The organism is Nitrobacter sp. 62-13, assembly GCF_001896955.1.
GTDB lineage: Bacteria > Pseudomonadota > Alphaproteobacteria > Rhizobiales > Xanthobacteraceae > Nitrobacter.
Window position 1 is genome coordinate 5,673 of record NZ_MKRN01000193.1, and the last position, 1,922, is coordinate 7,594.

At 60.0% G+C, this 1,922-nt stretch carries 3 protein-coding genes; 2 read left to right on the plus strand and 1 reads right to left on the minus strand.

The annotated features are described in order from the left end of the window. On the minus strand, positions 1 to 222 hold a 222-nt coding region (locus BGN91_RS14880), incomplete at its 3' end, for a protein-export chaperone SecB (RefSeq protein WP_292614444.1). A 459-nt stretch (positions 223 to 681) separates the two neighbouring features. On the opposite strand from BGN91_RS14880, the gene BGN91_RS14885 reads away from it, so the two are divergent. Both BGN91_RS14885 and BGN91_RS14890 read left to right on the plus strand, forming a co-directional pair. Beyond that, positions 682 to 1,386, plus strand: coding sequence for a Tim44/TimA family putative adaptor protein (locus tag BGN91_RS14885; RefSeq protein WP_292614446.1), 705 nt, complete (start codon positions 682 to 684; stop codon positions 1,384 to 1,386). A 52-nt stretch (positions 1,387 to 1,438) separates the two neighbouring features. Continuing rightward, positions 1,439 to 1,922: MltA domain-containing protein (locus BGN91_RS14890; RefSeq protein ID WP_292614448.1), on the plus strand; the 484-nt coding region annotated here is incomplete at its 3' end.

The window sequence follows — 1,922 nt, forward strand, 5'->3', positions numbered from 1 at the left end:
CTCGGCCTTGCCCTCGACCTTAAGCACCACCTCGTAGTCGTTCTCCGCGACGTTGCTGGCGCCGACATTGATTTGAACGCTGATCGAGGGAGGCGTTTGCTGCGGGGCGAGCGAGGCTGGCGCGTTGGGATTCTCGAAAGAGAGATCCTTGGTGTATTGAGCCAGCACATTCAGCTGGGGTGAAGGGCCCGCCTCGGGAGGTGTGCCGTTGCCGTTGGTCATTGGATGTCTCTCCTGGAACGTTCAAGCGAGTCAGGGAAGGTCGGCTTGCTTGAAGGGGCAAATTGCCGCGCCGCCGCGAGTGGCTATCACAAGCCTGCCGCTGTCCACAAGGACGGTGGGACCTTCGGGATGGTCCCTCCGCCGGGGCGACTCGTCGCGTTTAGCCTCGGAGCTTTCGGAAAAAACGCCGCAGGTTGCATAGCCTGGCGGCTTAAACTGTTGAAGGAACGCGTTTTCTTCCCGTAATCCGATTTCCCCTTTGATCGGAAACACGCTATTATTTTTTAAGGCGGCAGCTGAGGAGACAACTCCCTGATCCGGTTCGTTGTGCTAAAACGCGCCCTTGGCCGGACTGGATATCATACCTACATTATTGACGCCGTCTGATGCGAACCTGTGATCCCTGCTGGACGTTCGTTCGCCGGACGAGAACCAGACCGATCAGAAAGTGAAGACGAAGTGGATATTTACACCATCATTTTTCTGGCGCTGGCGGTTTTTATCTTCCTGCGTCTGCGCAGTGTCCTGGGACAGCGCACGGGAAGTGAGCGTCCGCCCTACGACCGTGCGACCCGTGAAGTGCTGCATGGTACGCAGGACAACAATGTTGTTCCGGTACCGGGCACCGTGATCGATCAGACGTCATCGGCGCCCACGGCCGATGTGACGTCCGCCTCCGAGCGCTGGAAAAATCTGACCGAACCGGGCACGCCGCTCGCCCTCGGGCTCGATGCCATCGCGGCTCAGGATTCATCCTTCGACCCGAAGCATTTCCTGAGCGGCGCGCGCAGCGCCTACGAGATGATTGTGCTGGCGTTCGCCAATGGCGATCGCCGGACCCTGAAGGATTTGCTGTCGACGGACGTCTATGACAGCTTCGACGCCGCCATCAAGGATCGGGAGAAACTCGAGCAGCAGACGGAAACGCGATTTGTCTCGATCGACAAAGTCGAGCTGATTGGCGCGGAATTGCGCGACGGCGCGGAGCAACTGACGGTTCGTTTCACCTCGCAGATGATTTCGATTACGCGCGACAAGGCGGGAGCAATTGTCGACGGAAACCCTGAAAAGATTTCCGATATCACCGACGTTTGGACGTTTGCCCGCGATATCGCTTCGCGCGATCCGAACTGGAAACTGGTTGGCACCGGAAGCGGCAGCTGATCGGTATCGCCTTAAACGGTGCGCCATCGGATTTTGCGTGGCCGCTGTGCTTATGCCTGCCGCGGGCGAAGCCCGGCACGCTCCCCGTCATCCGGTCTGGCCGTTCGAGGTCACAGGCGGTCAATACATGCCGGTGGCATGGGCCGACATCGCCGGCTGGAAAGACGACGATCATCTTGAAGCATTCAGGACCTTTCGCAGGAGCTGCCGTGCGGTAACGACCGGGCAGCTCCCGGCCGCTGCCGGCCAGAAAGTGTTGGGCACATCTTTGCGAGAGCCGTGCCGCGCGGCCAAAGGTGTCGCCAACCCTGACGATGCCAAGGCCCGCGCCTTTTTCGAAACCCGTTTCCGGGCCGTGCGAATTTCGCGCCTCGGCGAAGCCGACGGCTTTGTCACCGGTTATTATGAGCCGATTATCGACGGATCGCGCACCAGGACGGACGTCTACACCGTGCCGGTCTACCGGCGTCCCTCGAATCTTTTCGTCCGGGGTTTCACGCAGAGCGCGCCGAGCCTGCCGAACAGCGGACCCGTAT